The organism is Mycobacterium sp. (assembly GCF_050701515.1).
Lineage (GTDB): Bacteria > Actinomycetota > Actinomycetes > Mycobacteriales > Mycobacteriaceae > Mycobacterium.
The window spans coordinates 1-6,354 of sequence record NZ_JBOGDB010000056.1 but is presented as its reverse complement, the minus strand read 5'-3'; the positions used below and the strand labels follow the sequence as shown (position 1 = coordinate 6,354).

The following is a 6,354-nucleotide window of genomic DNA, read 5'->3' as shown; positions in this document are numbered from 1 at the left end:
ATTCAACGACCGGGAATGCTATTTCGCGGGAATCAGGGGCGGCGGGCACGCGGGCGGGGTTGGCACTTGTGGCAGTAAAACGACGAGCGGTTCATGAACCTTTCCCGCCGCATGACCGCGCCGCAGCGCCGGCACGGCTCGCCCTCGCGGCCGTAGGCGTCGAGTGACCGCTCGAAGTAACCCGACTCGCCGTTGACGTCGACATACATCGAGTCGAACGACGTGCCGCCCTCCCCGAGCGCCTCGGTCATCACCTGGGCGGCGGCATCCAGCAGCTCGCCCAGCCGCCGACGGGTCAATGACGATGCGAGCCGGGCGCCGTTGATCTTGGCCCGCCACAGCGCCTCATCGGCGTAGATGTTGCCGATGCCCGACACCACGGTCTGGTCCAGCAGCTGGCGTTTGATCTCGGAATCCTTGCGCCGCAATACCCTAACGACGGCGTCGCGGTCGAACCGGGGGTCCAGCGGGTCGCGGCCGAGGTGCGCGACCGGCACCGGCACGTCGGTGCCGTCGACGGTGACCACGTCGGCGAGCATCCACCCGCCGAACGTCCGCTGGTCGACAAAGCTGAGCGTGGTGCCGTCGTCGAAGAGCGCCGCGATGCGCAGATGATCCTCGCGCGTCGGCTCCCCGAGCAGCATCTGCCCGCTCATCCCCAGATGGACAACCAAAGCCGAGCCGTCGCCGAGCGTCAGCCACAGATACTTGCCGCGGCGGCCGGTACCGGTGATCCGCGTGTTGAGCAGCCGCCCGGCAAGGTCGGCGGGTCCGGCCTCGTGACGGCGCACTGCGCGGGGATGGTGCACCCGCACCGCCGTGATGGTCTTGCCCGCGATATGTGCCGCTAACCCCCGCCGAACGACCTCGACCTCGGGAAGCTCAGGCATCGATATCGGAGGCGGCAAGCGCGGTCCACGCCTGCGCGGCGGCCTTGAGTTCCGCTTCCTTCTTCGACCGACCCACTCCGCGCCCGTATTCCTTGTCCATCACCAGAACCACAGCGGTGAACTCCTTGTCGTGGTCGGGACCGTTGGCGGTCACCTCATATCTCGGCGCACCGAGGCCGCGCGACGTGGTGAGTTCCTGCAGGCTGCTCTTCCACTCCAAGCCAGCGCCCAGGGTCGGCGCGATGTCCAGCAGCTTCCCGAACAGCCGCAGCACCACTTCGCGCGTGGTGTCGATACCGTGCGCAACATAGATCGCACCGAGTAGTGATTCCACCCCGTCGGCGAGAATGCTGGCTTTATCGGCGCCGCCGGAGTTCTCCTCGCCCTTGCCCAGCAGCAGGTGAGCGCCGAGACCGTCATCGGACAGTTCGCGGCCGACACCAGCCAGCGCTTGGGTGTTGACGATGCTGTTGCGCAGCTTGGCCAGGTCGCCTTCCGGGCTATCCGGATGCCGGTGGAAAAGCTCGTCGACGATGAGCAGGTCGAGCACCGCATCGCCGAGGAACTCCAGTCGTTCGTTGGTCGGCAACCCGCCGTTCTCGTACGAGTAGCTGCGATGCGTCAGCGCGATGGTGAGCAGCTCGTCGGGCAGCTCCACCCCCAAGGCCTTGAGCAGTGCCCCGCGGTCAGCCGTCACTTGTCGTCCGTATCGAGCATGGCGGCCAGCTTTGCCCACCGCGGGTTCTTTGCTGTTGGCGTGTTTGTTGGTCGGTGTTGGTCGTGGCGGGTTTTGTCGGTGGTGTCTGGGATGGTCGTGTTGTGACGGTCGAGCGGTTGCGGGAGTGGCGTGGGGTGAAGCCGGTGGCGGATCCGTCCGGTGTGGCGATCACCACCAGGCTGCGTACCACGGCTTTGGACGAACAGGTGCTCGACGTGATTGCCGCCCAGCTGGGCAAGCTTCGCCGCGCGGACCTGGCCGCGGTTACCCGCCCGGTGCCGCTGGACGTGGCTTTGGACGGCGATGCGAGGCATCAGGCCCGTCGGGACCGGCTCAACGATCGCAAGGGCAGGCTCACGACGCAGTCGAGTGCCCGGTGGGCCAACGCAATCATCGGTGGCAACGACGCCCAGTACCGGCTGGCCCGTGACGCCCAGTACCGGCACCTCCTGGGGTTGCGCGCGGCGATTGCGACCATCGAGAAGCGGCTGGCCCAGCCCACAGGCGATACCCTCACACGCGAGAAACGCAACGCGGGGCGCAAGGCGAGGCTGCCGAAGGGCTACCCGACCCAGGCGGAGAGGTTTGCCAAGCAGCGCCGGTTGCAGCATCTGCGGACCGAACTCGGGCAAGTGTGCGCGGATCGGAGTAACAAGGTCGTGCACGTCACCGCAGGTGGCAAGCGCCTGGCCAGGGTCCGGCACAACCTCGATGCGGCGAAGCTGACCTTGCCCGAGTGGCGCGAGCGCTGGGACTGCGCCCGCTACCGCATCGAAGCCAACGGTTCCGGTGACGAGCCGTTCGGCAATCTCACCATCACCGTCACCCCAGGCGGCGAAGTCAGTTTGCGGCTGCCGAAACCGTTGGAGCATCTGGCCAACGCCAAACACGGCCGCTACATCCTGTCCGGTATCGCGGTGTTCTCCTACCGGGCCGACGAGTGGCTGGCCAGGATCACCGGCGGAAAATCCATGGCCTACACCATCACCCGTAAGCCCCGACGAGCGGGCCGTTACCTCACCGCCGCCTGGGCGAGCCCACCAGACACCTCCAACACCGGACCCGAACGCGACACAGCGCTGCGCGCCCGAGGCCCGATCGTCGGTGTGGATCTCAACGACGGTCACCTCGCGGTGCGGCGCCTCGACGCCCACGGCAACCCGGTTGGTCGACCTCACCACATCGACATCGACCTCTCCGGTACATCGGCGCGTAGGGATGCCCAAGTGCGGCACGCGATCACCCGCCTCATCCACTACACGCAGCGGCGCGGGCTCGACACCATCGCCGTGGAGGACCTGGACTTCGCTGACGCCCGCACCATGGGCCGAGAAACCATGGGCCGCGGCCAGCGAGGTAAACGCTTCCGCAAGACGGTGGCCGGGATCCCGACAGCAGTGTTCCGCAACCGCCTGTCCGCCCAAGCCCACCACCACGGCGTCCGCTTGTACGCAGTCAATGCCGCCTACACCAGCACATGGGGCACCCAGCACTGGCGCTCCCCCTATGAGAACGTCACCCGACACGAGGCAGCCGCCACCGTGATCGGCAGACGCGCCCAAGGATTTAAGGCGCGGCGACGGAAAGGTGTGACACGCACACGACCAGAGGATCGTTGCGTGAGAGCTACCGACCAGGCCGCGCCCGAACACCAGCGGGCGACCAGCAGCCGCCACCAGCCAGGGACACGGGGAACCGAATCCCGCGCACCCGACAGGGCAAGAACGCGGCCACAGGGCCGGGCAACCGTTACCCCGGCAATGGCCAACAACGGCCAACCACATCAGTAACGGTCGATCTGCTCGTGACGGTGTCCCGGCTCGGCGGTGGCCAACGGGATGCCGCACCGGGGGCACAGGCCGACACAGTCCGGTCCGCACAGCGGCGAGAACGGCAGCGCCAGGCCGACGGCGTCGACGATCGGCTGCTCGAGATCGATGGTGTTGTCGACGACATGACCGACCTCATCGGCCTCGGTCGTCGCCTCGGTGGCGCTGTCGGGGTAGGCGTAAAGCTCGGTGAGGTCGATCTCGACATGTCCGGTCATCGCTGTCAGGCAGCGTGCGCACTCGCCAGTCGTGGGGGCCGACACCGTTCCAGTCACCAGCGCGCCCTCCGACACCGACTCGACCCGGAGATCCAGCTCGAGCGGCGCGGCTTTATCGATCGCCACCAGGTCGCGGCCGATGCAGGACGGGCTGGGCACACACTCCTGAACGGTCAGCATGGACCCCGGGCGGCGGCCCAGCCGGGCGATGTTGATCACCAGCGGCGAACGTGAATCGCGTCGCGTCGCCATGACACCAATCCTACGGCGACCGTCCGGAGCGAAAGATGCGGTGGCTAGCGCTGCGCGTAGTCGTGCGTGCCGGCGGCGGTACGCAACTGGTGGCGGCCGCGACCCACCGATCGCAGCGTTCCGTTCAGGTAATCCTCGAACTCGGCCAGCTTGCTGTCGACGTAGATGTCACATTCGCCGCGCAGCCGGTCGGCCTCCGCATGGGCCGCGTCGATGAGCCGGGTGGCCTCGGCGGTTGCGGTCTCGACGATCTCGGTCTTCCCGATCAGGCGCTGCTGCTCCTTGATCCCCTCCTGAACCGCCTTCTCGTAGGAGAGGTTGCCGTTCTCGATCAGCCGATCGGCCTCGGCCTTGGCACGCCCGGCGCTGGCTTCGTACTCACGCTTTGCCGTCGCGCCGACGCGGGCGGCTTCCTCCCGGGCCTCCCCGACCATCCGCTCGCTGTGCTGGCGAGCCTCGGCGACCATCCGGTCGGCCTGGGACTTGGCGTCGGCCAGCAGCCGGTCGGCTTCGGTGCGGGAATGATTGAGCATCGAGTCGGCCTCCGCGCGGGCCGTCGCCACCATCGAGTCGGAGTGCTCCTTGGCCTCCTTCAGCAGCGAATCCCGTGCGTCCAGCACGTCCTGTGCGTCGTCGAGTTCGCCGGGGATGGCGTCCTTGATGTCGTCGATCAGCTCGAGGACGTCGCCGCGGGGCACCACACAACCCGCCGTCATCGGCACGCCGCGAGCTTCCTCAACGATCCCGCCCAACTCGTCGAGCGCTTCAAATACTCGGTACACGGCACACCCTCCAGGCGTAGTTGTTAGTTACCAGTGTGCCTGGTGTTACCCCTGTGACTACGCTAACACCGCCGGTGTGTCGCCCCTCGGCTTTCAGCAGCACCCCAGGCCCGCGCAACTCTCGGCTGAATCGCATCGGCATCCATTATGTCAATGCGGGAGCCAATCGCCAGTTCGGCTCCGCGCTGGGGCTCTCGGCCAGAACCATCCGCCGTCGAACCGGCAGACCAAATATATGGTCCGGGTAGCATGCGGGGCGGTCCACTCAAGTGGTTCATTGCGGAGGGGCACAACCGTGGCCAATATCAAGATCGGCCGATGCTGGGGACATCGGACACGTCACTGATGCGAGCCGACCGGGAATTCATCTTTGCTGCCGTGGCGGAGCAGCGACGTCAGATCGCCGGTTTGCTCGACAGCCTAGATGATTCACAGCTGGCAACCCCGAGCTTGTGCGAGGGCTGGGACGTGAAGACCGTGGCGGCCCATCTGGTCAGTGTGTTCGCCGACAGCTTCGGGGTGTTCATGCGGACGGCGGCCCGGCGTGGCAGCATGGCTCGCGCAATCGATGAGTTGGCGCGTCGTCGTGCCGAGCTACCGGCCGGCGAGATCGCTGACACGCTGTGCCGTTGTGCCGATCACCCGTTGAGTCCGCCGCTATTTGGACCGCTTGATCCGCTCGCCGACATTCTCGTGCATAGCGGGGATATCCGAATACCGCTGAATCTGCCCTATAAACCTGATCCCGAGCTGGTGGCCCTGGCGCTTGATTTTCTGACCGGCCCGTGGCCGTTTGGCTTTGTGCCTCTAGGCAGACTGCATGGGCTTTCGCTCTATGGCACCGATGTAGGGCTGTGTTGGGGCAAGGGTGCTGAGATCCGTGGGCCGGCAATGGCTCTGATGATGTGCGTGAGCGGCCGCACCGTCCTGCTCGACAAGCTCGACGGTCCAGGATTGCCGCTGTTGCGTCGGCGGCTGGGTTGCCGATGAATCGCACATGGCGGCCGGCTGTTCGCCCCCGACGCAGCCTTCGCGGCAACGGCGTGGGTCCGGCTGATGCTCGGGCGCTGGACTTACCGTTCATCTTGTTGCCGGTCGAGGGGCGCAGGGTCTGCGCGTGGCGGTTGCTGAGTATCGCCGATCGTCGTAGCCGACGAGATACTCGAAGATCCAGCGCCATAGCTATGGAGAACCCTTCGCGCCCTTCATCTTTTCCTGCAATCGCTCGTTTACCGGCCCGGGCAGCAGCTCCGAGACGTCCCCGCCCAGCGATGCCACCTCCTTGGCCAGCGACGAGGACACAAACGAATACTTCGGCGTGGTGGCGACGAAGAACGTGTCCACCCCGGCGATGCGCTTGTTCATCTGCGCCATCTGCAGCTCGTATTCGAAGTCGGTGCCGGTACGCAGCCCCTTCACGATCGCGGTCAGCCCGCGTGCCTTGACGAAATCGACGACGAGGCCCTCGCCCGGCTCGACGCGCAGGTTGGGCAGGTGCATGGTCGACTCGGTGATCATCGCGATGCGTTCGTCGAGGCTGAACATGCCCTCCTTGTTGGGGTTGATCAACACGGCCACCACGACCTCGTCGAACTGGGCGGCCGCACGCTCGAAGATGTCGATGTGGCCGAGGGTCACCGGGTCGAACGATCCGGGACATACCGC

7 protein-coding genes are annotated in these 6,354 nt (G+C 66.3%); 2 read left to right on the top strand and 5 right to left on the bottom strand.

The features are described from left to right. Positions 1–32: 32 nt before the first annotated feature. Positions 33–890 (bottom strand): bifunctional DNA-formamidopyrimidine glycosylase/DNA-(apurinic or apyrimidinic site) lyase, encoded by an 858-nt coding sequence (gene mutM / locus ACRDU5_RS04975; RefSeq protein ID WP_526613283.1) that lies wholly within the window; start codon positions 888–890, stop codon positions 33–35. Beyond that, positions 883–1,587, bottom strand: a complete 705-nt coding sequence (gene rnc / locus ACRDU5_RS04970) for a ribonuclease III (RefSeq protein WP_526613282.1) — start codon at positions 1,585–1,587, stop codon at positions 883–885. The genes mutM and rnc overlap by 8 nt, the downstream gene beginning before the upstream one ends. A gap of 122 nt (positions 1,588–1,709) precedes the next feature. Between rnc and ACRDU5_RS04965 the strand changes: the two genes are divergently transcribed. Continuing rightward, complete coding sequence (locus ACRDU5_RS04965; protein WP_526613280.1) at positions 1,710–3,398, top strand: nuclease/transposase family protein; 1,689 nt, start codon at positions 1,710–1,712, stop codon at positions 3,396–3,398. Here the strand turns inward: ACRDU5_RS04965 and ACRDU5_RS04960 are convergent. Both ACRDU5_RS04960 and sepIVA read right to left on the bottom strand, forming a co-directional pair. Then, positions 3,392–3,907 (bottom strand): YceD family protein, encoded by a 516-nt coding sequence (locus tag ACRDU5_RS04960; RefSeq protein ID WP_526613278.1) that lies wholly within the window; start codon positions 3,905–3,907, stop codon positions 3,392–3,394. The genes ACRDU5_RS04965 and ACRDU5_RS04960 overlap by 7 nt on opposite strands. A 44-nt stretch (positions 3,908–3,951) precedes the next feature. Next, positions 3,952–4,689 carry a cell division protein SepIVA gene (gene sepIVA / locus ACRDU5_RS04955; RefSeq protein ID WP_526613277.1) on the bottom strand — a complete coding sequence of 246 codons (738 nt, stop codon included), beginning with the start codon at positions 4,687–4,689 and terminating at the stop codon, positions 3,952–3,954. Positions 4,690–5,007: 318 nt separating this feature from the next. On the opposite strand from sepIVA, the gene ACRDU5_RS04950 reads away from it, so the two are divergent. Continuing rightward, on the top strand, positions 5,008–5,679 hold the full coding sequence (locus ACRDU5_RS04950; protein WP_526613275.1) for a maleylpyruvate isomerase family mycothiol-dependent enzyme: 672 nt from the start codon (positions 5,008–5,010) through the stop codon (positions 5,677–5,679). A 192-nt stretch (positions 5,680–5,871) separates the two neighbouring features. Here ACRDU5_RS04950 and coaD read toward each other — a convergent pair. Further along, on the bottom strand, positions 5,872–6,354 hold a 483-nt coding region (coaD, locus tag ACRDU5_RS04945), incomplete at its 5' end, for a pantetheine-phosphate adenylyltransferase (RefSeq protein WP_526613274.1).